This window comes from Parvibaculum sp. (genome assembly GCF_030694575.1).
Lineage (GTDB): Bacteria > Pseudomonadota > Alphaproteobacteria > Parvibaculales > Parvibaculaceae > Parvibaculum.
Genome location: NZ_JAUYUS010000065.1, coordinates 49103 through 75725, shown reverse-complemented (window position 1 = coordinate 75725; position 26623 = coordinate 49103). Strand labels below are relative to the sequence as shown.

Sequence of the window (26623 nt, the reverse complement as noted above, 5' to 3'; positions counted from 1 at the left end):
GGCGGCCGCTTTCGTTTTTGAAGGTTGTCTTCGCCCCTAGCACTCTTACTTCCACCCTCCCCCTGTGGGAGGGTCAGAAAATTCGAGCAACGCGAAGAATTTTATGGGGAGGGGAAACGACGGCGCCTCCACCCCTCCCCGAAATTTGTTTCGCTTGCGCTCACGAATTTCGACCCTCCCACAGGGGGAGGGTGAAGGAAGGGTTTCAGGTCTAGCTGTTCGTGTAAGCCGGCTTCCGCTTTTCCAGAAAGGCGCCTATGCCTTCGCGGAAGTCGTTCGTCTGCGCGCAGAGGATCTGGTTGCGGTCTTCCATCGCGATCGCGGCTTCGAGGCTTCCTGCATCCACCGACATGTTGAGGCATTCCTTGGTGAGGCGCAGGCCGAGCGGCGAGGTCGTCAGCATCTCCTCGATATAGGGCTTCACCGCCTCGTCGAGTTGTCCGTCCTCCACCACTTCCGAAACGAGGCCGACGCGCTCGGCGCGTTCCGCGTTTATGAAGCGTCCCGTCAGCATCAGTTCGCTCGCCACCGACACGCCGACAAGGCGCGGCAGGAAATAACTCACGCCGATGTCGCAGGCCGAGAGGCCGATGCGGATGAAGGCCGCGTTCATGCGCGCGCTTTTACCCGCGATGCGGATGTCGGAAGCAAGCGCCAGCGCGAAGCCGCCGCCGCAGGCCGGTCCATGCACCAGAGAGATGATCGGCTGCGGGCAGCGGCGCATGCGCATCACGATCTCGCTGATCCGGCGCTGCGAGACAAGGCCTGCCTGCGGGCTGCCGCTTGCGCCGCTCTCCGGCCGGTTCGGGCGTTCCTTCAGGTCGAGCCCGGCGCAGAAGGCGCGGCCCGCGCCTTTCAGCACGACGACGCGCACGGAATGATCCGTGTAGAGCCTTCCGAAGTAATCCTGAAGTTCGTCCACGAGTTGCGCGTTCATCGCATTCAATGCGTCCGGCCGGTTCATCGTCACCCGGTCGACGGCGCCGTCCTTTTCCACGATGAGCGTCTGGTATTGCGTCATTGGCTTCTCCCTCGCGTTTCATTGTTGGAGAGAGCCTAGCGCCTCGGCATGCGCGTGCAACTGACGCAGCGGCGCACTATCCGATATGCGCTTCCATTTCCTGCTGGATGGCAAGCGGCAGGTCGAGCCAGCGCAGCGCCAGCGCGCCACCGGGATCGAGCCTCATCACTTCCGCCGTGAACCCGAGCTTGCGCCTGTCGTCCGCCCAGCTCAAACGCCCGCTCAATATGTTGCCGATCGCGACGGCTTCCGCGAAGCCCTCGATGCAGGCGCCGCCCGCCGACCAGTCGCGCGCGATATGCGTATAGCCGCCGATCTCGACGGTCAGCACGGGCCGCGAGGCGCGCGCCGCCTGGCGCTCCTCGGGCATGTCGGCGCCGCGCAGATGGTCAAGCAGTCTCGATATCAGCGACATCGGGCGTCCGCGGTTGTTTCGGCCAAGGCGGCAATCTTCGGGGTCCGCCTCCCCTCCTGCAAGCAAAGAATGAACCTTTCCCGCGCTATCTTTCCATTGCGTGCCGGATGACAGGACGGGGCGGCTTGCGCTATAGCAGGCTGTCTCAACGCGACACGCCGGAGCCTCGATGTCCCAGCAGAACAAAGTAAAGCCCATCCTGATCGAAGTCGGGCCGGGCGAGCTCATCGACAAGATCACCATTCTGCGCATCAAGTCCGAGCGGATGAGCGATGCCGCGAAGCTCGCCAATGTGCGCCATGAGCTTCAGGTTCTCGAAGACGGCCGCCGCGCCAATCTCCAGGACAGTGCCGCGCTGCGGCGTCTCGAAGGCGAGCTCAAGGCCGTCAACGAAGCGCTCTGGGTGATCGAGGACGACATCCGCCAATGCGAGGCGGAAAAGGATTTCGGTGCGAAATTCGTCGAGCTTGCGCGGTCGGTCTACAAGCAGAACGACAAGCGCGCCGCGCTCAAGAAGGAGATCAATCTCCTCACCGGCTCGGCCATCGTCGAGGAAAAGTCCTATACCGAATTCGAGTGAGCCTCGAGTCGCCGCGTCACTTCGTCGAAGACGCGTTCCACCGGCAGGGCTTCGAGGTCTTCCACTTCGATCACGCCGAAATTGTCGCGGATGATGCCGGTGCGCTCGGCCGGCGAATAGCTGCCGAAAAGCGCGAGCCCCTCGGTGCCGATATGCGCGGCGAGGTGGCTCGGGCCTGTGTCGTTGCCGACGACGAAGCGCGCATCCTTGAAGACGCCGGCAAGCTCGTTCCAGTTCAGCAGCCCATGCGTGTCGGTGAGGCGGATGCCGGGAATGGATTTCGCAAGTTCCAGTTCGTCCGGTCCGGGCGCCATCACGACGGTATGTCCGGCGGCGATCAGTTTTTCGGCCAGCCTGTCGTAATGCGGCCAGCGCTTTTGCGGATGCCGCGCCGAGCAGCCGGGCACCAGCACGATATAGGGGCCCGCCACATGTGCCTTCTCCAGCAGCGCCGTCACGTCGTCGGCAAGCCATGAGACATCGGGCTTGCGCGTATGGCGCACCGTCAGGCCTGCATCTTCGAGCTGTCCGGCGAGCCGGTCGAGTGTGCGGATCTTTTTCGGGTCCTTCGCACGGTGGGGGTGGCTGCATCCCTTCGCCGTGCCGGACCAGCGGCGATCGCGCAGCATCCATCTGAAATAGAATGCCGTGCGCGACGAGTTCTGCAGGTCGTAGACCATGTCGAAGTCGTGCGCGCGCAGCTCTGTCCGCAGCCGCCACATCCGGTCGAGCCGCCAGCGCGGCGCGCGCTCGTCGACGATCACTTCGTCGATGAAGGGCGAGCGCCCGATCAGCGCCCGGTAGGCGCGCATGGTCAGCACCGCAATATGCGCATCGGGATGGTTCTCGCGGATGTCGCGCAGCGCGCCTTCCGCCTGGATCACGTCGCCGAAGGCGCCATGCTTGATGACCAGGATACGTCTTGCGTCGGGAGGCATGCGCGCTCGCTTCGTTACAGGCGTCCGCCGCGCCAGATCACGCGGCCGACGATCTTTACCCTGTCGAGGGCCTCGCGCTCAATCTCTTCGGGCGGATGAAGTTCGGCATTGTCGCTCGAAACGATGAAGCCGCCGTCGATTTTCGGCCGCAGCCGTTTCACCAGCAGCGCGCCACCGCTCGCGAATATATAGACCCCGCCGCCGCGCAGGCGCGGCTCGGAGGTGTCGGCGAGCAGGATGTCGCCGGCGGCGATGGCGGGCAGCATGGCATTGTCGGGCGCCTCGATCGCGATCAGGTTCGCCGGGTCGGCCTTCAGTTCCCGCTCGATGAAGTCGCGACGGAAGGCGAGCGTGTCGAGCAGCGAGACGTCTTCCACCGTCATCGCGGCGTCGGCGCCCTCGCGCGGCAGCGTTCGCAGCGCATAGCGCGGGATCAGCACATGCTTTCCCGACGCGGCAATGCCTTCGAGCTCCAGTGGTTCGATCTCGGCAAAGCCGGTCGCCTTCGCCATCATCTTCCGCTCGCCCGCGCGCATCTCGCCCGCGCCCGTCAGCACCCAGTTGATGTTGAAGCCCTCGCCCGAAAGACGTGCCAGCACATGCGCGTTCGGCGCGGCGTTTTCGAGTTCGTAATTCTGCCAGGTGGTGCCCGACACCCCGAATCGTTTGCCCATGTCTTTCTGCGACAGACCAAAGAATTTGCGTATCTGACTCAGGCGCGCGGCGACCGTCATGACCGGTCACGCAGATAAAGATTGGTACACAAACTTTCGGAAATCCCAAAGGAAACAGCAGAAATATCAAGACTATCCGGACCTTCCGGGCCCTCCCCCAGGAGGGCGGCCGTTGGGTTTAATCTGAAAGACCAAGATTTCTTGTTGACACACACAAAGATATCTTTGTATTTTTGCGGGCATGGATACCAACAAAGATATATCAGGCGAAGCCGCGCCGCGCCAACCTTCCGATGTATGCGTGCAAGGAAGTTCGCTCCAACTTGAATGCAAGCCGCAGCGTCGGCTTGCCGTCCAGCGAATTGGTGACCCCGGCGCGATTCGAACGCACGACCCTCAGATTAGGAATCTGATGCTCTATCCAGCTGAGCTACGGGGCCACGAAAGGGCAGCGGCAACGACGCGGCCCTCACAGGATGGCCTGCGGGGCGAAACCTACGTCAGCGGCCGCCCGGCTGCAATCGCGGGGCTGGTCTCTCCCGTCCCTTGCCGTCGATTTTCTCAATCGGGAGCGCCTGGCTTCAACGCTTCAGTGCTGCTTCCCCCTTTGCGTCGATGCCGGAAAGCGCCTACATATTTAGCTATACTCTTAAAGGTTGATGTAGGTTGTATGTCTCTTTCAGGGGCACGTGTGGATTGCAGAATTTCGAGCGATATCAAGCTGCCGATGACGGCCGTGCAGCCTCGCAGGGGGAGGGCCGAATGCGCATACTCGTGACCGGAGACCACCCTGTTTTCTGCGAGGGACTTTCATCCATTGCGACCCGGCTTTATCCCGACGCAACGGTCAGGGTGGTATCGGGCGTCCGTTCTCTTGCCGGGCTCGATGCCGGTGCTGCCGATCTGGTCCTTGTCGATATAAACGGGGCGCAGTCTTCGGCCGAAGCCGACCTGTTGAGCGACTTCGTCTCGCGGACCGAAGCCAGGATTGTGGTCTTCAGCGATCGCAGTTCGCCGGGTTTCATCCGCGTCGTCATGGATCTCGGCGTGGCAGGTTTCATTCCCAAGAGTCTCGGCGTCAATCTGGTCGAGAGCGCGCTGCATCTCGTCAATCTGGGCGGCCGGTATGTGCCGGACATCCTGCTGACGACGCAGGCGGAGGGGTTTGCCGAAACGTCACCGTCATTCCTGGGCACCAATCACGAGAAGCTGACGCCGCGTCAGCGCGAAGTACTCCATGAATTGGGCAAGGGACGCTCCAATCAGGAAATCGCGCGTGTTCTCGGAATCTCGATCGCGACCGTCAAGCTCCATGTAAATGCCATTCTCCAGGCTCTCGGCGTACGCAACAGGACCGAGGCAGCCATCATCGCGCTGCGTGCCCAGGCCTCGCGCGAGGAGCACCTCGCCTGAAGCACTATCCTGTACGGACGGCATCAAAATCCTCGTGGCACAACGTGGCACAGGGCGTGGCGGTGCTGCTCCTGGCGGCAACCTCACTTGTTCCGCCCGCGGGGGCGGCTCCTTGCGAGCTGGAGGCGGGCGAGACGCTGCAGGTCGCGGATGTGATCGACGGCGACACGGTCCTGCTCGACGACGGGCGCGAGGTGCGGCTGACCGGCATTCAGGCGCCAAAGCTGCCCCTCGGGCGCGCGGGCTTCGAAGCATGGCCGCTTGCCGATGAAGCACGGGACGTCCTCGTCGAACTTGCCGGGAAGAAAGCGGTCACCCTGCGCTATGGCGGTGCGCGGATCGATCGGCACAACCGCATCCTCGCGCAGTTGTTCGTCACGAGCGGCGGCGAGACCTACTGGCTGCAGCAGGAGATGCTGAGGCGCGGTCTGGCCCGCGTCTATACGTTTTCCGACAATCGTGCCTGCGACGAAGAACTCCTGTCCGCAGAGCGCACGGCGCGGGCGGAAGGGCGCGGCATATGGTCGAACCCGTTTTACGCCGTGCGCGACGCCGCGGACGTATCGGCTCTGGAGCGCCAAACGGGACGCTTCGAGCTTGTGGAGGGCGAGGTCGTGTCGGCCGCGCTTGTCCGCGGCCGCCTTTATCTCAATTTCGGCGACGACTACCGGCAGGACTTCACCGTGACAGCCGGAGAGCGGGACGCTAAGCTTTTTCTCGAAACCGAACCATGGCTGTTGCTGAGTGGCACGGCAGGAGAGGGGGCCGCTTCTCCTCTCGCCGGAAGGAAACTCCGTGTACGGGGATGGGTCGAGCGTCACAACGGTCCGGAAATACGCGTGACGCATCCTGAGCAGATCGAATTACTGGACAACCCGGAATGAAATCGCGAGCGGTAAGACAAATCCGGCAAAGCCTGAAAGCGGGCGCTTTCGGCGGAATCAGATATCTCGGTCTTGTTTTACTGGCGGCGGGCGCCGTGGCGCTCAGCGCCTGCACCACAAATCCTGCGACCGGCAAAAGCCAGATCGCGCCCCTCATGTCGCCCGAGCAGGAAGCCCGGGCGGGAGCGGAAGCGCATCCGAAAATTCTGGAAGTCTATGGTGGCGCCTATGACGACGCGAAGGTCGGCGGATACGTAGCCGGGGTAACAACACGGATCGCCCGCGCGACGAACCAGCCGAACGGACCATACAGGGTCACGGTTCTGGACAGCCCGGTGGTGAACGCATTTGCGCTGCCGGGCGGCTACGTCTATGTCACGCGCGGCCTGATGGCTCTCGTCAACGATGAAGCCGAGCTCGCGAGCGTTATCGGCCACGAGATCGGACACGTCGCGGCGCGGCATTCCGCTCAGCGGCAGACCGCAGCCATCGGAACGTCGCTGCTCGGCGCGGTACTCGGGGCAGTGGTCGGCAGCAATGCGGTCAATCAGGCCTTCGGGCTCGGCGGCCAGGGCTTTCTCGCAAGCTACTCCCGCGACCAGGAATACGAAGCCGACATGCTTGGGGTCCAGTATCTCGCCAAGGCCGGCTACGACCCCTATGCGGCGGCCGACTTTCTCAATTCGATGGGCGCTCAGGAAGCGCTGAATGCAAAAGTCCGGAATGCGGAGCACGATGCGTCGCGAAACGATTGGCTCGCAAGTCACCCGGCGACCCCCGCCCGCGTTTCGGCCGCAAACGCCCATGCGCGCGAGACGGGGGCGGCGCCGGGGCAGCAGGAGCGAAACCGCGATGCTTATCTCTCGGCGATAGATGGCATGCTCTATGGCGACGATCCGGATGAAGGCATCGTGCGGGACCGCGAATTCATTCATCCAAAGCTCGGTTTCTCGTTCAAGGCGCCCCCCGGCTTTACGCTCACCAATTCGGCAACGGCGGTGGTGGCTCAGGGGCCGGACGGTACAATCGCAAAGTTCGACACCGGGCAGAACGCCGGCGGCGTCGAGATTGGCCAGTATCTCGCCAACGAGTGGGCGAAGGGTGTCAGGCTCGCCAGTCTCGAGCGGTTTACCGTGAACGGAATGAAGGCGGCGACCGCGACCGCGACGATCGGCAATTACAACGGGCGCCTGGTTGCCATCGAGTTCGGCCCCGGCCGCGTCTACCGCTTTCTGATGGGTACAGTGCCGCAGGCCGGCACGCGTCACGATGCGGCGCTGCAGGAACTCGTGATGAGCTTCCGGAAGATTTCGGCCGCTGAAGCGCGCGCCGTGAAGCCGTTGCGGATCCGTATCGTTACCGTCCGTCCCGGCGACACTGCGCTGTCGCTCGGCCGCCGCATGATCTATTCCGATTTCCAAGCCGAACGGTTCCGCGTTCTGAACGGGCTTGCGGGTAACGGAGAGCCGAGGCCGGGCACCCGCGCCAAGATCATCGCCGAATAAACAGACCCGTCAGACCAGCAGGCCTGCTTCCTCCGGGTCGGGCACTTTGTCCAGAAGGGCGAGGCGCAATTTCTTCAGCGCCGTGTGTTCGATCTGCCGGACGCGTTCCTTGGATATGCCGAGACGCGTGCCGAGCGTCTCGAGCGTGGCGGCGTCGTCGCGCAACCGGCGCTCGCGGATGATCGTCAGCTCCCGTGCATTGAGGCTTTCAAGCGCGCCCTCGATCCACTGCGCACGCTGTTCGCTGTCGTGCCTCTCCATGACTTCTTCATCCGGAAGCGGCCTGTCGCAGGGCAACAAATCCTGCCATTCCGTAAGATTCTCGGAAGAGCTGTCGCTGACGGCGGCATTGAGAGAGCGATCCCCGGTCATCAGCCGCGCATCGATGGTGGCCACGTCGGATGCCCCGACGCCGAGCCGCCTGGCGATGAAGATGCGATCTTCCTCCGTCAGGTTCTGGCGCGTGCCATTATCGATGAGCGCGCGCAGGCGGCGAAGGTTGAAGAAGAGCGATTTATGCGCTGCCGTCGTGCCGGTCCGCACGATCGACCAGTTGCGCAAGATGTAATCCTGGATGGCGGCGCGAATCCACCAGCTTGCGTAGGTCGAGAAGCGCACCCCGCGTTCCGGCTCGAAGCGCGCAGCAGCCTGCATCAGGCCGACATTGCCCTCCTGAATGAGGTCGCCATAGGGCAGACCGTAATTGCGGAACCGGGTCGCAAGCGAGATCACCAGACGCATATAGGCGCGTGTCAGTTCATGAAGCGCCTGTTCGTCTCCCTTGTCCTTCCAGCGGCGCGCCAGTTCGAACTCGTTCTGCTCGTCGAGAAGCGGAACCGTCATCGCCCGCTTCATGTAGCGACGGTTTGCGCGCTGTGTTTCAGGCGTGTCCATATGGGCCATCTTTGTCACCTGTTGCTCGGGCTCATGCGCGTGCGCAGCCTTGCGCTCCAGCCTATTCAGCTACGCCCCGCAGCGGTTTCCAGATCAACTCCAGACAGCGCAAAACGGTTCCCATATTCGAAGGTTTTCGCCGGGATTTCGCAGGCTGAAACGAAAAAGGCCTGGCTAAAAAGCCGGGCCTTTCAATCGGTGTTGTCGGTGGAACTTCAGATCAGGCTGCTTCGCTCGCCTCGTCCGACTTCGGTGCCTTCTCGCTCCTGGAGGCACCCTGCAGCGCCTGTTCCACGCGTTGGACCGCGGCGTCCTCCCCGATGCGTTCGACGACGGCCACTTCGCGAGCCATCCGGTCGAGCGCGGCTTCGTAAAGCTGCCGTTCCGAATAGGATTGTTCCGGCTGACGCTCGGAGCGGTAGAGGTCGCGCACCACCTCCGCGATCGAAATCAGATCGCCGGAGTTGATTTTCGCTTCATACTCCTGCGCGCGGCGGCTCCACATGGTGCGTTTGATGCGCGCGCGTCCGCGCAACGTTTCGATCGCGGAATCGACGACACCAGCATCGGAAAGCTTGCGCATGCCGACCGCGCCCGCCTTGTTGGTGGGCACGCGCAGCGTCATCTTCTCCTTGTCGAAGTTAATGACAAAGAGTTCCAGCCTGTGTCCGGCAACTTCCTGCTCCTCGATGTCGAGGATCTGGCCGACGCCATGCGCGGGATAGACGACGAATTCCTTGGCCTTGAAGTTCGCCCGCGGTGCGGCCGGCTTCGCGGTTTCGGCTTTCGCCTTTGCGGCGGCGTCCGCCGCCTGTTTCACCGCGGCTTCCTTCGCGGCAGCCGTTTCGGCCTTGCGGGCTTTCTCCGCACGATTCTTTGCCGCCGCCATGAGCTTGCTCGCGGCGTTGGTCGGCTTGGTGCCGGCGGCCTTGGGCGGCGGAGCTTTCAGCTCGACCTTCTTCGCCGGCTTCTTTTTCGGAGCCGGCTTCGCCGGTGCCGCCTTCGCCTTCGCGGCTTTCGCAGCTGGCTTCGCCGCCTTGGCGGCCGCCTTTGGCGCTTCCTTGGCCTTGGCCGGTTTCGCGGCCGTCTTGGCCTTGGCGGCAGGTTTCGCCGCTGCCTTCGCCTTGGAGGGCGCCGACTTCGTTGCCTTGGTTTTGGCGGTCGCCGCCTTGGCGCTGACCTTGCCGGGCTTCGCCGGCGTTTTGGTCTTCACGGGTGCGGATTTGGACTTGGGTGCCTTCGTCGTTTTGCTCGCCATCGTCTTTCCTTTACCCAGCCTTTCTCATTCCTGGAGACCGGACGGAAGACGCCTTGTCTTCCTCACCGGTCCGTATTCAGTGTTCTGCGAACTGCCCGCTGCCGGGCTCATGGGCGTCGGACATTCCGAGCCGGAACCACGTTCCGCCCCTAACCTTCAGTCCTTGACTACCAAGGTTCCCGTTTGGCCCGATTGACCGTCCAGCCGGTTGTGACAGCCGTCCGCCAGTTGCCATCAAGGAAGAAACGGCAGTTGGACAACACCGTTCGTACATTCAGATGAGCAACACAGATCGGGGCTTCGCGTTCGTTCGCAGGAATTATTTGTGCGATATATATAGCACAGAATACCCCGCTTTGGAAGGCAGGGCGCGAAAAGGACAGTTAACACAGAGGGATAGGCCGCGTTCTTCGCAGTTTCCTGCGCATTTCCAGGCCTGAAATCAGTCGCCTTCGCCCGGTTCGGCGCTGAAATGCTCTTCGAACTTGCCGCTCACCCCTTGCCACTCGTCGGCATCGGCCGGCGGATCGCGTTTAATGGTGATGTTCGGCCATTTGCTGGCGTATTCCGTGTTGAGTTCCAGCCATTTCTCGAGGCCCGGCTCCGTATCCGGCTTGATGGCCTCGGCAGGGCACTCGGGCTCGCAGACGCCGCAATCGATGCACTCATCCGGGTGGATGACCAGCATGTTTTCGCCCTCGTAGAAGCAGTCCACGGGGCAGACCTCCACGCAATCCATATATTTGCAGCGGATACAGGCATCGGTCACGATATAGGTCATCGCACTCTCCAATAGCGCGGCGGACTGAACGCCGGCACTCCGTTCGGGGCTGGGCCCCTCATTTTCAATCGGTTCGGGACGTCACCCCGAGCCGGGCCATGACGCGCTGCCGCGCTTGCCCGGATTCGCGGTCGGGAACGTATATCAGCCCTGCGACGCGCCGCAACAAATTGGCTTCATAATCATCCAGCACACCGTCCGCATAGACGACTTCCCACATTTTTTCGATCAGGCCGACGCGCTCTTCCTCGCTGTATGCGGCCTTTATCGCCTGCGTCCACCGGTGGAGATCGAGCGTCTCGGCCTCTTCTCCTTCGGCCGCCGCGATCAGTTCCGCCACCTCACTGGATGGCAGGCCGAACGAGGCGGAAGCGATCCGCCGGATCGCCTCACGCTCTTCCACGCCGAAATCCGCATCCGACGTGGCAGCCCGGATCAGCAGCGCGACAACGGCAACCTGTAAATCTGCAGGCCCTTGCGGTTTGCTCTCGGCCGCGCCGAGCAGAAAGGATTTGAGCGTTCCAAGCATGCTTATTTCACCTACATGATGCGGGAGACGTATTCAACTACAGAAAGAAATGTAAATTACGCCTCGCCGCTATTCTTCCAGGCAACCGTCTGCCGGCCTTCCTTCTTCGTCGGCCGGCCGCTGCCGGGGTTCCGGACTTCCGGCGCCGCTTTACGGGCGGCCTTCGCAACGGGTTGCTGAGGCGGGTCGAGATCCTCGTAGAGAAGAGCTGCTTCCGGAGCCGGACCTCGCCGCGTCCCCGGTTCCAGTACCTTCACCACCCGGATATGGGGACCGAGCGGAAAAGTAAGAACATCTCCGGGCCGTATCGTGCGGCTCGCCTTGGAAATGCGTTGTCCGTTGATCCGCAATCGCCCAGTTTGCACAAGGGCGGCCGCAAGCGAGCGGCTTTTCAGAAAGCGCGCGTACCAGAGCCAGCGGTCGATGCGTTGTCCTGGCTGACCGGCCGGGTCGTCCATAGGGTTCAGTTGCCGCGCACGCGCTCTTTGAGCACGGCGAGAGCGGCGAAAGGCGAGTCCGGGTCCGGTTCGCGCTCACGCGGCTTGCGGTTCGGCTCGGCGCGTTGTTCGGGTCGCGGTTCGCGCCGGGGGGGCTTGCCACTCCGATGCTCGTTCTGGCCCTCCTGTTTGCGCTTGTCGCGGCGAGGCCTCTTCTGTTCGTCCTTCGGCCTAGGGCCAGTCTTCCGGCGGGCAGGCCGCCAGATTTCCATTTCAACCGGCTCAGGCGCGGCTTCTTCGCCTGCGACTGTTTCGGTCCCGTCGGATACAGCTTCCGCCGGGGCAGTTTCCGTGGAGTCGACCGGCTCCAGTAAGGCCGTCTGCTCCGCTTCGACGGGCAAGGTAACTTCCTCCGGCACACTCTGAGGTTCCGCAGGTTCCGATGCGGCCATATCCGCCGCCGCAGCGGGCGCATCCTCTGGACTTTCCGCGGATTTTGCTTCGACCCGTGCGTCCGGCTTTTCTTCCGGTGGCTGAGCTTGAGGTCTGGGCGGCGTCACTTTCTCCTGCTGCGAGCGATAGCCGAGCCCACGCAACAGACCGGCGAACTCCTCGCCCGAACAGCCAACCAGTGACATCATGTCCGGGGTAATCACGAAGCCGCCATTGTAGCTGCGGGCGACTATGACCGGGCGGATAAGGTCCGCCACACGTTCCAGCATGTCCAGGCGAACGGCGCGGGTGCCGCACACGCGAAAACCCAGCGCTTCATAGAATTCCTGAGGTGCCGTCGTATCGGCGGGTACGGAGGTGAGACCCGGCGCAGGCGGCTGCGGCAAGCCGGCAAAGGGATCGTCCATGTCCTTGCGCGAGAGTGCCCAGAGCGTCAGCAGCAACCGCGCCGGCGCAGGCTTCAGCAGGGCGGGCATGAATACCGAATAGGCGCCGAACCGGACGCCATGCTTGCGCAATTGCCCGCGTGCCGCCTGGTCGAGCAGGCGGACGTCTTCCGCCACATGCTCGCGCTTCAGGGAACCCAGGTTCTCCACGAGGCGGAACGCTATGCCGCGCGCGAGCCCTTCGACATCGGTCGCATCGCGCAGCGATACGAGCGGCGCGAGCACATTCGTTATGTGCATCTTCAGCCATGCCTCGAGACGCGCCAGAACGCTCTCGCGTGCAGGTCCGTTCAGTTCCTCGCCGGCTATGAGCACGAGGCGGGGCGAGAGTACCGTTTCGCCCGCTTTCAGTTCGGCGACCGGATGCCCCGCCCACAGGACGCGCCCGTGTTCCGAAAGGGAGATATCGGCATCCGGCGCTGTCGTCAGCCTTTGCGACCGGTCCGCGATCTCGCTGGCAAGCGCCTGGGTTGCGGCTGCCCGCAGCACGCGTCCCTGTTCCCCTTCGGCCCTCGGATCTGGCACGAATACAAATCCCTCGAGGCGGCCGACATACTCGCCCTCCACCAATACTTCGCCGTCGCCGTTCACTGCCGCCATAAGGTCCTCGTTCTGGCGCAGCCGTTTCATCAGTACGCTTGTGCGCCGGTCGATGAACCGCTGCGTCAATCGCTCGTGGAGAGCATCAGACAGCTTATCCTCTATCGCACGCGCGCGCTCCTGCCAATGCGCAGGATTGTGCAGCCAATCGGCGCGGTTGGCCACATAGGTCCAGGTCCGGATATGGGCGAGGCGGGCGGAGAGCATGTCGATGTCGCCATCGGGGCGGTCGAGCGTCTTCATTTGCCGGTCGAGCCAGTCATCCGGGATGCGTCCACCCGATCCGCCGGGCGCCATGAGGAACAGATAGAGCCGCGTCAGGAGGCCTGCATGTTCGCTGGCGAGCGTCTTGCGGAAATCAGGCACCTGCGCGACCTCCCAAAGGCGCCGGATGGCGGCAGGCGAGCGGGCAAGTCCTTGTATCTCCGCGTCCCGGCTCATCCGCGTGAGCGCTTCCATGTCGTCGGCGACCGGCGCTCGCGCAAGGCCTGCGCGTCCGGGCGGTGTCTCGAGGCTGCGCATCAGCGCGGCGATGCTGGAGAATTCGAGGTGCGGGTTTCGCCACTGGAACACGCGCTCCGGCTCGAACTGGTGGTTCTCGATACGCGATATCGTTTCGTCGGGCAGGGGGTCGGCATCGCCGGTCACGCCGAAAGTGCCGTTGTTCATATAGCGGCCGGCCCTGCCCGCGATCTGGGCGAGTTCGGAGACCTGCAGCGGCCTGTGCTGCCGGCCGTCGAATTTCTGCGTCGCTGCGAACGCAACGTGATCGACATCCATGTTGAGTCCCATGCCGATCGCGTCGGTGGCCACAAGGAAGTCGACATCGCCCGATTGATAGAGGGCGACCTGGGCGTTGCGCGTGCGCGGGCTCAACGCGCCCATGACGACGGCGGCACCGCCGCGCTGGCGGCGGATCAGTTCGGCAATGGCATAGACCTGGTCGGCGGAGAACGCGACGATGGCCGAACGCCGCGGCAGCCTCGTTATCTTTTTCGAGCCGGTCCATGAGAGTTCGGAAAAGCGGGGACGGCTTACGAACAGCGTATCGGGCAGAAGCTTCTGGATAAGCCCCCTGACCGTCTCGGATCCCAGCATCATCGTTTCAGAGTGGCCGCGTGCCCGGAGCAGGCGGTCGGTAAATGTGTGGCCACGCTCGCGGTCGGCCGCGAGCTGGATTTCGTCGATAGCGAGGAAGTCCACTTCCAGCTCGAGCGGCATCGCTTCGACCGTGCAGACGAAATAGCGCGCCGTGGATGGAAGGATTTTCTCCTCTCCGGTGATGAGCGCGACGTTACGCGCGCCCTTTACCTTCACCACACGGTCATAGACCTCGCGCGCCAGCAGGCGCAGGGGCAGGCCGATCATGCCCGAGCGATGAGCCATCATCCGTTCGATGGCGAGATGGGTCTTTCCGGTGTTGGTGGGGCCCAGCACCGCGGTTACGCGGCGGCGCTCTGCAAGGCCGTCGCGGGTGCGGCCGATGGCGGTCTGATTGGACGCGGTACTCATCTTTTCAGAGCGCACCTTCCGCGCAAAAAGAACCGGATGCAAGGGTGGCCGGGCGGTTAACCGGTCGACGATTAACAATTGGACATTGGGCGAACGAACCGGGTCCGAATCGGTGACCTGAGCATCTTCCGGCTTCGTTCACGGCTAAATCTTGTGGTTCGACAATGAGTTAGGCAGACAAATCATTAACAGGATTTATTTCGCACCCTTCCGCAACGTACCGGCCAGCCTCGCTTCCCGGCGTCGGTCCTCTGCTCTTTAAGATAATGGACCGGGGTCTATAGTGTTCCGCATCGACATCATGAATTGCGCCGGACGGGCAACAAGACCCATGGCGTTTGAGGGAGGAACCGGAAATGGATTTCACGATCCCCAAGGAAATTACCGATTATCTCGCCGTTCTCGATGACTTTATCGAGAGGGAAATAAAGCCGTTGCAGGCGCGCGACGACAATGAGCGTTTTTTCGATCACCGCCGCGAGCATGCCCGCACGGACTGGGACAATCAGGGGTTGCCGCGCCACGACTGGGAAGTGCTGCTCGGCGAGATGCGCAAGCTCGCGGACAAGGCCGGACATCTGCGCTATGCGCTGCCGAAGGAATATGGCGGCAAGGACGGTACCAATCTCGGCATGGCCGTGATCCGGGAGCATCTCGCCGCCAAAGGATTGGGCCTCTTCAACGATCTGCAGAACGAGACGTCCGTGGTTGGGAATTTTCCGACGGTGCTCATGTTTCGCGACTTCGGCACCGAGGAACAGAAGAAGGTCTTTATTCCGGGATCGCTGGACGGCTCGGTCCGCGTCGCATTCGGCCTGACCGAACCGGAGCACGGTTCGGACGCGACCTGGATGGAAACGAAGGGCCGCCGCGAAAAGCGCGACGGCAAGGACGGCTGGGTCATCAACGGCATGAAAATGTGGAACACGGGCATGCATGTGGCGACGCATGATTTCGTGTTCGCCCGGACCAGCGGACGCGACGGCGACCCGCTCGGCATTACCTGCTTCATCGTGCCGACGGCGACGCCGGGCGTGAAGATCGAGGAATATCTCTGGACCTTCAATATGCCGACCGATCATCCGCGCGTTTCTTTCACGAATGTTTGGGTACCCGAAGACGCGATCCTCGGCGATCCCGAACGCGGCCTGGAACTGGCGCAGCATTTTGTGCATGAGAACCGCATCCGGCAGGCGGCATCGGGCGTTGGCGCGGCGCAGTTCTGCATCAATGAGAGCGTCAAATACGCGAAGCAGCGCAAACCGTTCGGAAAGGCGCTTGCGGCCAACCAGGCGATCCAGTTCCCGCTGATCGAAGCGCATACCGAATGCGAGATGATCCGAAACCTCGTCTACAAGACGGCGTGGCAGATGGATCAGATGTCGAAGAAGGACGTCGCCCGTCATCTCTCCGACAAGGTCTCGATGTGCAATTACCGCGCGAACCGGCTTGTCTGCCAGGCGGCCGACCTGGCGATACAGGTGCATGGCGGCATGGGCTATTCGCGGCACAAGCCGTTCGAGCATATCTACCGCCATCACCGCCGCTATCGGATCACCGAAGGATCGGAGGAAATCCAGATGCGGAAGGTCGGCGGGCATCTTTTCGGATTTATCGGAGCGAGCGAGCGGCAGAAAAAAGCCGCCGAATAACGCTGCGGGCTAGATCGCAGACAGGGCCGTCGCGTTCAATGCGCGGCGGCCTTGTCCGTTCCTTCGATCCCCATGAGCCGCCATTGCGGCAAGGTCATTGTCGCCGTCGTGCCCTTGCCGAGAGAACTCTCCAGGCGGAAGCTTCCGCCATGCATTTCAATGAGAGACTTCGTGATGGGCAAGCCCAGGCCGGTGCCGCCGTGCTGCCGCGCGGTCGTGTCATCGACCTGGCTGAATGGCTCCATCACTTCGCCAAGCTTGTTGTCGGGAATGCCGATGCCGTTGTCGACTACCGAAATGCGGAGATCGCCCGTTTCCGTTGTCGCGACGACAAGATCGATCTGGCCGCCCTCGGGCGTGAATTTCGAGGCATTCGAGAGAAGGTTCAGCATGATCTGGCGCATCGCCCGCTGGTCGGCCTGAAGATTGGGCATCTTCTCGGGCAGTTGGAGAGCCATGATCTGGCGCTTGTCCATGGTGCGTGCCCGCATCATTTCGATCGACCACCGCAGAACGGAGGCCATGTCTATCTCTTCCTCTTCCAGGAGATAGCGTCCGGCCTCGATCTTCGAGATGTCCAGAATGTCGTCGATGACGTTCAGCAGATGCCTGCCGCTGCCATGGATGTCGTCGGTGTATTCGCGATAGCGTTCGTTGCCCAGCGGTCCGAACATCTCCTGAGCCATGATCTCGGAAAATCCGATAATGGCGTTCAGCGGCGTGCGGAGTTCGTGGCTCATGTTTGCGAGAAATTTGGTTTTGGCGCGGTTGGCCATTTCGGCGGTCTCCGTCGCGTGCCGCAGGCTCTCCTCGGCGCGCCGCCTTTCGATGGCGATACTGGCGAGATGCGCCGCGCCCATCACATAATCTTCTTCCCATTCGCCGGGCTCGCGCGCGTCGGGAAAGTACATGGCGAAGGCGCCGACGACCTTGCCGTTGCGCGAGGAGATGGGCTGGAACCAGACAGTCTGGAGCCCCGCCCGACGCATGTACCCGGCGATCGAGTCCCCATGCCGCTCGTTCTGAAGGTCGAGCGTCACGATTTTCTGTCCGGCAAGCGCCATCCGCCCGAAGCCGCGGCCCTTCTGGTCCTGCCAGAATCCCTTGACCCATTCGGGGAAATCGCCGGGGAGATGCGGGGCGGCACATGTGATCAGGTTTTCTTCCGCGTTGAGCAGGAAGACCGCCGCGCGCGCGCCGGGATTGGCGTCTTCCGAACCGAGCGCGAGCAAAGTCATGACGTCATCGAGAGCCACGCCGGTCGCAAGGGCCTGCAGCACCCGGAACTGGCTGCGCTGTTCGGTTTCGGCGCGCTTCCTCTGTGTTATGTCGCGCAGATTGACGACGTAGCCACGAACGTTTTCATCGTTCAGGAGATTTGTAAGTGTTGCTTCGATCCAGATCGCCCGGCCGCCATAATGGGGTACCGAAAGCTCATATGTGTGCGTTCTCGGAGCGCCGTCCGGCGACGAGCCGTAAGCGGCGATCTCCTCTTTTTGTTCATCCGTCAGAAAATTGAGGCTGTTCATTCCGATCAGGGCGTCGGGCGAGAGACCGATCTTTTCCGCGGCCGGCGATGCGTATTGAATGATCGCGTTCTCATCCGTGACCAGAACGACATCGAAGGCGTTTTCAACAAGGGCGCGGAAATGATGCTCGCGGCGCTGGAGTTGGGCGTTCGCCTCCTCCGCGTGCAGGCGTGCGCGTTCGGAAATATCCCGGGCCTGCCCGATATCGCGAATGAGATCCGCATTGTGAAAACGCAAGTCGAATGTCTCGACGGCGGCGGCTCGTTGTTGCTGCGCGATCCGGGCAAGATAGAGATAGGTCGGGATGCAGCCGAAGCCGATTGCCATATAAGCGGATTCGAAAGTCGCAATGCTTGCCGCAATTACCACCGTCATGATCGGCAAGGTAACGGCGATGAAAATCGGCACGAGGTGGAATGCCGTCTGCGAGGACATCACGACATGGACGACGAAGATCATCAGAATGGCGAGGTTCTGAATGTCTGCGCCCGGTTGCCAGAAGAGCGGAAGCAAGCCCAGCCAGACGATGTTCATGAGCCAGTAGCGGGCCGCGGTCGCTCTTATCCATGCGTCGACATCGATGGAGGTTTCATCCGCGGCAAAGAACCGCCGCTGAAAAAAAGCATATTCGGCATGAAGAGCCACGAGGGCGAGCCACCATACGGCAACAACCGGCTCCGAATAGGAGGAGTCGAATGTGAAGGCAATGGCTGCCGCGATGGTTGGGAAGAATATCGGCAATGTGCGGTAGGCGCGCATGATCGTGCGGTAAAGCTCGAGCCGGATGGCGATCCTGCGATCCTCGGGGACGGCTTCCGCAGGCCGCCGGAGATCCGCTGCCTGCTCTTGAAGATGTTCCGTAGCCTGATCTTTTTGGATGCTCGTGCCGGGCATCTCTGTGGGGTCTCCTCCCCAAGGTTAGAACCCACCTGCCTACCGGGTTTAAACGAGGGAGGTAAAGTTTCCCTGAACGGCCGAATTTCGGGAAAAAGGCATGAAAAAAGCCCCATTCCTGCCGGAAATGAGGCTTCTTTCGAATGGACCGTAAAAGATCAGTCGACGAGCGGCGCCGTCATGATCGGTACATCCGGCCGCCGGGGAGGGCGCCGGCCTTCAACCTGACAGCTTTCCTTGATGCGTTGGTCGATTGCGCTGTCGGGTGTCCAATAGCTCGGCCGCCAGGCCAGAGCTTGCCGCTCTGCGAGCGCCATCTGCTCCGGTTCGACCCGGCCTTCCAGGGCCTGTGCCACGGAGCGGTCCGGGGTGACGCCGAGCGAAAGCAACGACGGATTCCGGCTGTAGAGCTTGCTCCATTTCGCTGCCTGAACGACATCCTGATCGACCGTGTCACCCTTGATCAACAGCATTGTCATGAGCTTCTGGGCATCGGGCCAGCCGGTGTCGGCGGCGCGGCGCACCCATTCGATGCCCTCGGATTTGCTGCCGGTTGCAATCAGGCATTGGCCGAGCGCCGTTTGGGCGCCCTCATAACCATGCCCGCGATAGGCAAAGCAGGTCAGCACGTCGACCGTGTGCTCGTCGCAATCGCCTCGTGCAGCGTTGCCGATCGACTGGGCATAGAGGGTGCCCGACGGGTCTTGCTCGGCGAGGGTCGGCATTACGCGTCCGTCGGCATCGCGCTTACGGGGGGCACCTCCACCGCCGCATGCGGTGATTGCAAAGGCAGCAAGACATAGTGCGACGATGGCGCCGGCCGGCGACGCGAGACGAACTCGGACTAAAGGCATCTTCTTCCCATCATTCTATAGTCGGTCCCCCGCCTCGGCGCGAGACGCCGAAGCGGCCTCACCCTAAGGCATCGGCCCGGTGCCGACCAGACCGGATAGCGCCTGACGCAGCGGAAAACCGGATTGCGCGGCCCTTCTTCGGGGCGGTTTGACCCTGCCGGGCTGTTCCCGGATACTCCGCCCGTTTTTGGGCCGGAGGCACCGCTATGTTATGATGGCGCCAACGGAATTTCAGGCAAAACCCCGCGAGTAGAGACGAGATGACCGACAAGAAGACGCTCAAGGATTGGGAGGCCGTGGTCGCGAAGCAGACCAAGGGTGCGGGTGCGGAGTCGCTCGTCTGGCATACGCCTGAAGGTATCGACGTAAAGCCGCTCTACACCGCCGAAGATCTCGAGCGCATTGCCGCCGAAGGCTACGATACGAACTCGCTGCCCGGCTTCGCGCCCTATACGCGCGGGCCCCAGGCGACGATGTATGCGGGCAGGCCTTGGACCATTCGGCAATATGCGGGCTTTTCGACCGCGGAAGAATCGAATGCGTTTTACAGGCGCAATCTCGAAGCGGGCCAGAAAGGTCTTTCGGTTGCGTTCGATCTGGCGACGCATCGCGGTTACGACAGCGATCATCCCCGTGTCATCGGCGACGTCGGCAAGGCGGGCGTCGCGATCGACAGCGTTGAAGACATGAAAATTCTCTTCGACCGGATACCGCTCGACGAGATGTCGGTTTCCATGACGATGAACGGTGCCGTGATTCCGATTCTCGCAAATTACGTCGTGGCGGCGGAAGAGCAGGGCGTGAAGCCCGAGCAGCTGTCGGGCACCATTCAGAACGACATTCTGAAAGAGTTCATGGTCCGCAACACCTACATCTATCCGCCCGAACCTTCGATGCGGATCATTGCGGACATCATCGGCTACTGCTCGAAGCATATGCCGAAGTTCAACACGATCTCGATTTCCGGCTATCACATGCAGGAGGCGGGAGCGACGCAGGTGCAGGAGCTTGCCTTCACGCTTGCCGACGGACGCGAGTATGTGCGAGCCGCGCTGGCCGCCGGCCTCGACGTCGATGATTTCGCGCCGCGCCTTTCCTTCTTCTTCGCCATCGGCATGAATTTCTTCATGGAGATTGCGAAGCTGCGGGCGGCGCGGTTCCTGTGGGCGCGGATCATGGCCGAGTTCAATCCGAAGGATGCGAAATCGTCGATGCTCCGAACGCATTGCCAGACGTCGGGCGTCTCTTTGACGGAGCAGGATCCCTACAACAACGTCATCCGCACGACAGTGGAGGCGATGGCGGCCGTGCTCGGCGGAACACAGTCCCTCCACACCAACGCGCTCGACGAAGCGATCGCCTTGCCGACGGACTTCTCCGCCCGCATAGCGCGCAACACGCAGCTCGTTCTGCAACATGAAACGGGCATCACCAACGTGATCGACCCGCTGGGCGGTTCCTACTACATCGAGAGTCTGACTCATTCGATCGCGACGGAAGCGTGGAAGCTCATCGAGGAAGTCGAGGAATTGGGCGGCATGACGAAGGCCGTCGGAACCGGCATGCCGAAGCTCAGGATCGAGGAAGCGGCGGCGCGGCGGCAGGCGAAGGTCGATCGCGGCCATGAGGTCATCGTCGGCGTCAACAAGTACCGCCCGTCGAAAGACGATCCGATAGAGATCCTCGATATCGACAATGCAAAGGTGCTCGCTTCGCAGGTGACGCGGCTCAAGCAGGTGCGTGCGGCGCGCGACGAAGCGAAATGCAAGGCGGCGCTTGCCGCTCTCACCGAAGGTGCGCGCGGCAATGCAAATCTGCTGGCTCTTGCCATCGACGCGGCGCGGGCACGGGCGACGGTCGGCGAGATTTCGGACGCCATGGAAGAAGTTTTCGGACGGCACCGGGCGGAGATCAAATCCATCTCGGGTGTCTATGCTCAAGCTTATGAAGGCGATGAGGGCTTCATGCAGATTTCCAGAGAGATCGAAGCTTTTGCGGAAGCGGAAGGCCGGCGGCCGCGCATGCTGGTCGTGAAGATGGGGCAGGACGGGCATGATCGCGGCGCCAAGGTGATTGCGACGGCGTTTGCCGATCTCGGCTTCGACGTTGATGTCGGGCCGCTCTTCCAGACGCCCGAGGAAGCGGCGCGGGATGCGATCGAAAACGATGTGCACGTCATCGGGATTTCGAGCCTTGCCGCGGGTCACAAGACGCTTGTTCCGGCGCTTGCCAAGGCGCTCAAGGACGAGGGTGCCGATGACATCCTCATCATCTGCGGTGGCGTCATTCCCCAGCAGGATTACGAGTTCCTCAAGAAGGCGGGTGCCTCGGCCATTTTCGGCCCAGGCACGAATATTCCCGTTGCAGCCCGCGAAATTCTGGCTCTTATCCGCGAAAAAAGACGCCAGGCGGCTTAAAAAGCGGCGGCTGGAAATCTGCCTAAAAAAGCGGCTTTGTGTGCGTCAAATAAGCACTTGGGCCGCTTTTTTGTTGCAACCGCTTACACGCGAGATTATTTGAGCCCGCAACTGCCCGGACACAGATCCGGGTTGGCATCGCACGCGGCGCTCAACGATCTCCGAGCCGCCGCCCATGGGCGATACCGGGCAAGCTGTGCCCTTCCGGATCGGGAACACCGGGAACACGCGGCTGCCGACATATGATTCACATATGCGAGATCCGCGGAGGTGCCATGAGCACCGAAGAAGGTATGGCGCGCCCGAAGCGGCGCCGGCTGGTCGAACCCGTCGATAAAAGGGTGAACCAGGACGAGCGGCAGAATGCCTATTACGGGATGCTGGCAACGCGTCTCGAGGGCTTGTTGCAGGAAATCGAAATCGCCGGCACCTCACCGGAGGACGATCTCGTCAAACGCTTGCGTGCACTCCATAAGGAAGTGAAAGGCCACGTCGGCAGCGCGGAAGGTCCCGAGAAATAACGACGGTCATTCGACCGTTTTTCCGCCTGGCTGTTCATTGGCCGCATGGCGCTCCAGCTTCACCACATCGAGAACGGCACCGCCGATCGGCGTCTTCATCTGGACACGGACGGGAATGTAGAGGTTCTTGCCGTCCACCGGCGCGAGCCAGATCCACGTGTCGTCGCGCCGCTGCATCATCGTCGTGAGTTTTCCTCGCTCCATGCCCGCGCCCGGCGCGATGCGCACCTTGCAGCGCACGGCCTCGCCGCTATAGCCGTTGTTACGTGTCGCAACGGTATCGTTCCGGTCGAAGATAAGGTGAAGGTCGTAACGGCGCTTGCCGTCAAAAACCGGGATCTTGCGGTCGCAAGGGTTTCCATCCGCGATCACGGGTACAAGAAATGCACTGACGGGATCGAGCGTGTTCCGGCGCTCGTAGGGCTGCGTGGCGTTTCTTTCTTCGGGGGACAAAGGCGGATCGAAGGTGAGTTTTGGCGTGCCGCCGGCGTCGTAAACGATCAGCCGCTTCTTGGTTTCGTTCTTTTCCGTTGCGGCGAAGGCGAACCGGGAGGGGCGCAGCTTGTCTTCCGCGATGCGGCCCTCGCTCGTCATCGTCCATCTCGCATCCCAGACCTTGCCCGGCAAACCGGCGGAGCCAAGCTGGTTTTGCAGCCGGTAGGCCTCGCCGTTCAACGTAGCGCTCATCGAACCTTCGGCGAACATGAAGCCGCCGATATAGACCGTGTAATCGGCGTGAATATCGGGGATTGTGCCCGTCGGCGTGGCGGGCGCTGGCGTGACGGCGCCGGACGCGACGTTACTCATGCTGGCCGCGAGAAGCAGAGCCAGGCCAAGAACGGCATTTCTTCGTCCGAATATGCTTCCAGTAACGGCCAAGGATGTTTTCTCCTTTTCCGCAGGGCCAACGGCATCGAGCGTCGCATCTTTAACCTGAACCGCACCTGAACGGTTGGCGGCGGGTCTGGCGCGAGGGCTGGACGGGGCCGGTCCGGCCAAGTATGCAACTGAGACGATGAGCGGAACAGAAAAAAAACACGCGCAGCGCCGCGCCTTCAATCGGGCCTCGCCCGATGCGGGGGAACTTGCCCGGGGCATTCGCGCGGGAAGCAGGACCGCGCTCGCGCGCGCCATTACCCTGGTGGAATCCTCGCGCGCGGATCATCAGAAAATAGCCCAGGCCCTGCTTGCGGAGCTGCTGCCGGAGACCGGCAAGGCCGTCCGGCTCGGCCTGTCCGGGGCGCCCGGCGTCGGCAAATCGACGTTCACCGAGGCTTTTGGCCGGTTTTTGACCGGTAAAGGGCACAAGGTCGCGGTATTGGCGATCGATCCGTCGTCGGCGCGCACGGGCGGCTCGATTCTCGGCGACAAGACCCGCATGGAGCTCCTCGCGCGCGATCCGAACGCCTTTATCAGGCCGTCGCCTTCCGGCGGCACGCTGGGCGGCGTTGCCCGCCGCACGCGAGAGGCGATGCTCCTTACGGAAGCCGCCGGCTACGACGTCGTCATTATCGAAACCGTCGGGGTCGGCCAGTCGGAAACGGCGGTGGCGGACATGGTGGACATGTTCGTGCTGCTTCTGTCGCCGGGCGGCGGCGACGAGTTGCAGGGGATCAAACGCGGCATCATGGAGCTCGCGGACCTTATCGTGGTCAACAAGGCCGATGGCGACCTCCTTCCGGCGGCACGGCGTGCCCAGGTGGAATACAAGACCGCGCTGCATTTGATGCGGCCGAAAAGCGCCGCCTGGCAACCGGATGTGCTTCTCGCTTCGGCATTGAAGGGGGAGGGGCTGCCGGAAGTATGGGAGACGGCCCGTAGTCACCACGATGCCCTGGCGGGGGCTGGAGAGCTTGACCGGCTCCGCGCCGCGCAGGCCCGCGCCTGGATGTGGACCGAGATCAGGGAGGGGTTGTTCGCCGCCCTCAAGGCCCATCCGAAGGCCGCCAGGCTCATCCCGGAGCTGGAGAGGGACGTGGCCGAGGGCCAGACCACGCCCACGGCGGCGGCGCGGCGGCTTCTCGCCCTTGTTCTGGGCGAGGAGGGGCAGAAAGACGCCTGAAGGCCCGCTATCGGCCCTTGACGCGCCCGCATGGGCCTTTTATACGTGCCCGCCTGTCCGGGCTGCGCGGGAAACTGCGGCGGCCCCACCGATTTTGCAAAAGGAAGTCCCCTATGTCCCGCCGTTGTGAACTCTCCGGCAAGGCCGTGATGTCCGGCAACAATGTGAGCCACGCGAACCGCAAGACGCGCCGCCGGTTCCTGCCGAATCTCTGCCAGGTGACGCTCATCAGCGACGCCCTTGGCCGTCAGGTCAGCCTGCGGGTCTCGGCCCATGCCCTTCGCTCGGTCGAGCATAATGGCGGTCTGGATCCCTTCCTGCTCAAGGCGGCGGATGCGCAGCTTTCCTCGCGCGCGTTGAAGCTGAAGCGGGCGATCGAGAAGGTCCAGGCCGTCGCAGCCTGAGGCTTTCCTCCGAATTGACTGAAAAAGGCGGTCTCCACGACCGCCTTTTTCTTTGGCGCCGGGAATTTTTACCGAGTTTGCGGAAAGTGCGGCGCCGGGCTTTCGGGGCTCCGCGGGCGCCGTTAGACTGCGCCGGGATAGTTTCGGGGGCGCAGCAGTATGCTTGATAGGGGTGTCGACCGCGTACCGGTCAGCCGGCCGGGATTCGTTTCCCGCTTCGTCACGGCGGTCATTCGTCTGGTTGCGCCGGTCGTGGCACTCTGCGCCGCTTTCGCGCTCTCGTTCGCCCTGCGCGATATGCCCGTGCCGGGGCTGGCCGCCCTCGCCGAAATCGATCCCCTGCTCGACCCGTCGGACTGGATGAACCAGGGCTTCCTCGTCCTCCCGGTCGTCTTCTTCATCCTCAATCTGACGAGCCGGCGCTACGGCGCGGCGCTCACGCTCACCGCGTCATTCATCACCTGGGTGGTCATGGGAGGCGCCGTGCTGGTGGCGCTTCGCGAAGGGCTGATCGGAGACTTTCAAGAGGAAATAGCTCCCTATGCGGTCGCGGCCTCCTTCGTCGGTGCCATGGCGGTGGCGCAGCTCGTGAACATTCTGCTGTTCGACTGGCTCAGGGGCATTCCGTGGTGGAAGGCGCCATTCCTTGCGGCCTTTGCCGGCGGCATGGTCTTCGCCGTCGCCTTCAACACCCGCCCGGCCCTGGTGTGGGATGCGGCTCTCGGCGGCAGGCTCGCCGTCGAAGGCGCCATTCATTTCAGTTGGGCGCTGGCGCAGCTCCTTCCGACGCTGATGCTTCGCCGGACGATCCGGCCTCTGCCGGGGTTCGGGGGAGCGTAAGCGTTCCCTCCGCCGGTGCCAGCACCGGCGAAACGGCGGCCGGCATGCGGAACATCAGCAGCAATGTCCGTTGCAGCGGATTGAAGTTATCGTCCGAAATCACGTAGAGCAGCAGGTCGCCATTCCGGTCTGCCCGGACCGCCAGCCCTTCCATATTGTCGATCGAATAGCGCTGCCCGACATCGAGCAGCACTTCGCCGTCGACAATGGCGCCCTCCTCGATGTCGTTCCCGTCGATCAGCCGCAACTGCATGCCGACGCCGGCGAGCATCGAGAAGCGGCGCTCCAGCAGCAACAGGTCTCCGCTCGGAAGCAGCGCCGCGTCGGTCGGCTTGTAGGGTGCCCGCTGCTTCACGGCGAAGCGTGAAATCCGGCGGCCATCGGCGACGAACGCCTTTATGTGGCCGCGCGGATCGAGCGTGTCTTCGGTGATCGCGAGAATGCGCGGCTCTCCGCCCGGCGTGGATGGCGGCAGAAGCTCGAGGGCTTCGATGCCGCCGTTCGGATTGAGGCGGCCGAAATGCCGCTGTGTCAGCAACTGTTCGGGGCGGGCCGCGAAACCGTCCTTGGCGAGATCGTAGCGCCAGATGCGGTGTGCGCGTTCGAAACCGACATAGGCATTTCCGGCGAGGGGCTCGGCCGGCCCGACATCGACCACGAGGCTTTCCGCGTCGCCCAGGGCCTTGCCGGCGAGAGGTTCGCCCTCAAGTCCGAGCATCGGCGCCATGCGCCCCTCGGCCAGCCCCGACAGCCGCCCGCGCTCGTCATAGAGAGGCATTGCGGAAAACCAGCGGCCCTCGTCGGAAACGGCGAGCAGCGTCGTGCCGTCGCCGCTGATGGCGAGACCGGACCAGCCCCCGAACTCCTTGTTTGGCGATGTGATTTCAATGCCGCCCGCCCAACGGAGCTTGCCGGCTTCGACCTCTCTGCGATCATCGGGATTCCAGAGCAGCGTACGTGTGGAAAGTTCCACATTCTCGGAAGCGGCGCCGGCCTCGGTCGCCATCCAGCCTGTGCCCGCGGCCACAATTGCGGTGCAAACGACAAGAACCCGCGTGGCGCGGCGCAGTGTACGCAATTCGGCTTACCCCTCTGTTCCCGCACATTTCG

General features: G+C 62.7%; 24 protein-coding genes and 1 tRNA gene. 10 read left to right on the top strand and 15 right to left on the bottom strand.

Annotated features, from left to right (window positions below; translation table 11 throughout):
• Nucleotides 1-211 precede the first annotated feature (211 nt).
• Complete coding sequence (locus Q8S60_RS10220) at nucleotides 212-1021, bottom strand: enoyl-CoA hydratase/isomerase family protein (RefSeq protein ID WP_305274871.1); 810 nt, start codon at nucleotides 1019-1021, stop codon at nucleotides 212-214.
• A 76-nt stretch (nucleotides 1022-1097) separates the two neighbouring features.
• Entirely contained in the window at nucleotides 1098-1436 is a 339-nt protein-coding gene (locus tag Q8S60_RS10215; protein WP_305274870.1) for a PilZ domain-containing protein, read from the bottom strand.
• Nucleotides 1437-1605: 169 nt separating this feature from the next.
• Between Q8S60_RS10215 and Q8S60_RS10210 the strand changes: the two genes are divergently transcribed.
• Entirely contained in the window at nucleotides 1606-2016 is a 411-nt protein-coding gene (locus Q8S60_RS10210) for a DUF6165 family protein (protein WP_305274869.1), read from the top strand.
• On the opposite strand, the gene Q8S60_RS10205 is transcribed toward Q8S60_RS10210, so the two are convergent.
• The 3 genes from Q8S60_RS10205 to Q8S60_RS10195 all read right to left on the bottom strand — a co-directional run bounded on the left by Q8S60_RS10205 (nucleotide 1998) and on the right by Q8S60_RS10195 (nucleotide 4068).
• Nucleotides 1998-2954, bottom strand: a complete 957-nt coding sequence (locus tag Q8S60_RS10205; RefSeq protein WP_305274868.1) for a glycosyltransferase family 9 protein — start codon at nucleotides 2952-2954, stop codon at nucleotides 1998-2000. The two genes, Q8S60_RS10210 and Q8S60_RS10205, sit on opposite strands and share 19 nt — an antisense overlap.
• 14 nt (nucleotides 2955-2968) lie before the next feature.
• A complete protein-coding gene (locus tag Q8S60_RS10200) occupies nucleotides 2969-3688 on the bottom strand; it encodes a S24 family peptidase (RefSeq protein WP_305274867.1) in 720 nt (239 codons plus the stop codon).
• A 303-nt stretch (nucleotides 3689-3991) separates the two neighbouring features.
• Nucleotides 3992-4068 (bottom strand) — tRNA-Arg (locus Q8S60_RS10195).
• A 322-nt stretch (nucleotides 4069-4390) separates the two neighbouring features.
• On the opposite strand from Q8S60_RS10195, the gene Q8S60_RS10190 reads away from it, so the two are divergent.
• Genes Q8S60_RS10190 through Q8S60_RS10180 form a run of 3 tightly spaced genes read left to right on the top strand, consistent with a single transcriptional unit; the run spans nucleotide 4391 to nucleotide 7430 of the window.
• Nucleotides 4391-5041, top strand: a complete 651-nt coding sequence (locus Q8S60_RS10190) for a response regulator transcription factor (protein WP_305274866.1) — start codon at nucleotides 4391-4393, stop codon at nucleotides 5039-5041.
• Nucleotides 5042-5097: 56 nt separating this feature from the next.
• Nucleotides 5098-5925: a thermonuclease family protein gene (locus tag Q8S60_RS10185; RefSeq protein ID WP_305274865.1), complete on the top strand. Its 828-nt coding sequence runs from the start codon at nucleotides 5098-5100 to the stop codon at nucleotides 5923-5925.
• Nucleotides 5922-7430 (top strand): M48 family metalloprotease, encoded by a 1509-nt coding sequence (locus Q8S60_RS10180; protein ID WP_305668504.1) that lies wholly within the window; start codon nucleotides 5922-5924, stop codon nucleotides 7428-7430. Before Q8S60_RS10185 ends, Q8S60_RS10180 begins: the two co-directional genes overlap by 4 nt.
• Before the next feature lie 9 nt (nucleotides 7431-7439).
• On the opposite strand, the gene Q8S60_RS10175 is transcribed toward Q8S60_RS10180, so the two are convergent.
• The 6 genes from Q8S60_RS10175 to Q8S60_RS10150 form a co-directional block, all read right to left on the bottom strand.
• Entirely contained in the window at nucleotides 7440-8333 is an 894-nt protein-coding gene (locus tag Q8S60_RS10175) for an RNA polymerase factor sigma-32 (protein ID WP_305274863.1), read from the bottom strand.
• A gap of 211 nt (nucleotides 8334-8544) precedes the next feature.
• Entirely contained in the window at nucleotides 8545-9582 is a 1038-nt protein-coding gene (locus tag Q8S60_RS10170) for a CarD family transcriptional regulator (RefSeq protein ID WP_305274862.1), read from the bottom strand.
• 442 nt (nucleotides 9583-10024) lie between these two features.
• A complete protein-coding gene (fdxA, locus tag Q8S60_RS10165; protein WP_305274861.1) occupies nucleotides 10025-10363 on the bottom strand; it encodes a ferredoxin FdxA in 339 nt (112 codons plus the stop codon).
• Nucleotides 10364-10427: 64 nt separating this feature from the next.
• A complete protein-coding gene (locus Q8S60_RS10160) occupies nucleotides 10428-10892 on the bottom strand; it encodes a TerB family tellurite resistance protein (protein ID WP_305274860.1) in 465 nt (154 codons plus the stop codon).
• 56 nt (nucleotides 10893-10948) lie between these two features.
• Nucleotides 10949-11350, bottom strand: a complete 402-nt coding sequence (locus Q8S60_RS10155) for an RNA-binding S4 domain-containing protein (RefSeq protein WP_305274859.1) — start codon at nucleotides 11348-11350, stop codon at nucleotides 10949-10951.
• 5 nt (nucleotides 11351-11355) lie between these two features.
• Nucleotides 11356-14340, bottom strand: a complete 2985-nt coding sequence (locus Q8S60_RS10150; protein ID WP_305274858.1) for a helicase-related protein — start codon at nucleotides 14338-14340, stop codon at nucleotides 11356-11358.
• Between the two features lie 356 nt (nucleotides 14341-14696).
• On the opposite strand from Q8S60_RS10150, the gene Q8S60_RS10145 reads away from it, so the two are divergent.
• Nucleotides 14697-15992, top strand: a complete 1296-nt coding sequence (locus tag Q8S60_RS10145) for an acyl-CoA dehydrogenase family protein (RefSeq protein WP_305274857.1) — start codon at nucleotides 14697-14699, stop codon at nucleotides 15990-15992.
• A 35-nt stretch (nucleotides 15993-16027) separates the two neighbouring features.
• Here the strand turns inward: Q8S60_RS10145 and Q8S60_RS10140 are convergent, their stop codons facing one another.
• Both Q8S60_RS10140 and Q8S60_RS10135 read right to left on the bottom strand, forming a co-directional pair.
• The gene (locus tag Q8S60_RS10140) at nucleotides 16028-18415 is read right to left on the bottom strand and encodes a PAS domain-containing sensor histidine kinase (RefSeq protein ID WP_305274856.1); all 2388 of its coding nucleotides are present in this window, start codon (nucleotides 18413-18415) and stop codon (nucleotides 16028-16030) included.
• 158 nt (nucleotides 18416-18573) lie between these two features.
• A complete protein-coding gene (locus tag Q8S60_RS10135) occupies nucleotides 18574-19140 on the bottom strand; it encodes a hypothetical protein (protein ID WP_305274855.1) in 567 nt (188 codons plus the stop codon).
• Between the two features lie 389 nt (nucleotides 19141-19529).
• Between Q8S60_RS10135 and scpA the strand changes: the two genes are divergently transcribed.
• Nucleotides 19530-21686 (top strand): methylmalonyl-CoA mutase, encoded by a 2157-nt coding sequence (gene scpA, locus Q8S60_RS10130; protein WP_305274854.1) that lies wholly within the window; start codon nucleotides 19530-19532, stop codon nucleotides 21684-21686.
• 275 nt (nucleotides 21687-21961) lie between these two features.
• Nucleotides 21962-22207: a hypothetical protein gene (locus tag Q8S60_RS10125; RefSeq protein ID WP_305274853.1), complete on the top strand. Its 246-nt coding sequence runs from the start codon at nucleotides 21962-21964 to the stop codon at nucleotides 22205-22207.
• Between the two features lie 6 nt (nucleotides 22208-22213).
• Here the strand turns inward: Q8S60_RS10125 and Q8S60_RS10120 are convergent, their stop codons facing one another.
• Nucleotides 22214-23014, bottom strand: coding sequence for a DUF3108 domain-containing protein (locus Q8S60_RS10120; protein ID WP_305274852.1), 801 nt, complete (start codon nucleotides 23012-23014; stop codon nucleotides 22214-22216).
• Nucleotides 23015-23222: 208 nt separating this feature from the next.
• Here Q8S60_RS10120 and meaB point away from each other — a divergent pair, with 208 nt between their 5' ends.
• The 3 genes from meaB to Q8S60_RS10105 all read left to right on the top strand — a co-directional run bounded on the left by meaB (nucleotide 23223) and on the right by Q8S60_RS10105 (nucleotide 25513).
• On the top strand, nucleotides 23223-24269 hold the full coding sequence (gene meaB / locus Q8S60_RS10115; RefSeq protein ID WP_305275116.1) for a methylmalonyl Co-A mutase-associated GTPase MeaB: 1047 nt from the start codon (nucleotides 23223-23225) through the stop codon (nucleotides 24267-24269).
• A gap of 113 nt (nucleotides 24270-24382) precedes the next feature.
• Nucleotides 24383-24673, top strand: a complete 291-nt coding sequence (rpmB, locus tag Q8S60_RS10110) for a 50S ribosomal protein L28 (RefSeq protein ID WP_305274851.1) — start codon at nucleotides 24383-24385, stop codon at nucleotides 24671-24673.
• A gap of 159 nt (nucleotides 24674-24832) precedes the next feature.
• Complete coding sequence (locus tag Q8S60_RS10105) at nucleotides 24833-25513, top strand: hypothetical protein (protein WP_305274850.1); 681 nt, start codon at nucleotides 24833-24835, stop codon at nucleotides 25511-25513.
• On the opposite strand, the gene Q8S60_RS10100 is transcribed toward Q8S60_RS10105, so the two are convergent.
• Complete coding sequence (locus Q8S60_RS10100; RefSeq protein ID WP_305274849.1) at nucleotides 25431-26519, bottom strand: esterase-like activity of phytase family protein; 1089 nt, start codon at nucleotides 26517-26519, stop codon at nucleotides 25431-25433. The genes Q8S60_RS10105 and Q8S60_RS10100 overlap by 83 nt on opposite strands.
• Between the last annotated feature and the right edge of the window lie 104 nt (nucleotides 26520-26623).